The 279-nt window shown below is 59.1% G+C and carries 1 protein-coding gene; it reads right to left on the bottom strand.

Going from position 1 to position 279, the window contains the following annotated elements:
• Nucleotides 1-227, bottom strand: a 227-nt coding sequence (locus RVY79_RS19235) for a hypothetical protein (protein ID WP_317466163.1), incomplete at its 3' end; no start/stop codon positions are given.
• Between the last annotated feature and the right edge of the window lie 52 nt (nt 228-279).

Below are 279 nucleotides of genomic sequence, written 5' to 3'. Positions count from 1 at the left end.
ATGGATGCCTCATACAAGGCAGTATTCAGGGACAGGCCTGCCAACAGATAGAACGCGCTACTGCGGGAAAAGAATCCGATCAGCAAGGCAGCCCACGTCAACGCCAGCAGGCCGCCAAGGAACCCAAAGTTCCACAGGGCGGCGCGAATCTCCCTTGCATGCCATGCCTCCTGAGCAAAGGCCATGGGCTCCAGTTGCAATGTCTTGCGGGAGGTGACTCGCACCATGACCGGGATCCTCTCGCCTGGATGCAGGGTCATGTTGAGCACCGGATACCGG

Origin of the sequence: Chromohalobacter sp. HP20-39 (genome assembly GCF_033052815.1) — a bacterium.
Taxonomy (GTDB): domain Bacteria; phylum Pseudomonadota; class Gammaproteobacteria; order Pseudomonadales; family Halomonadaceae; genus Chromohalobacter.
The sequence above is the reverse complement of the archived record's forward strand: the minus strand, read 5'-3'. Positions and strand labels throughout refer to the sequence as shown.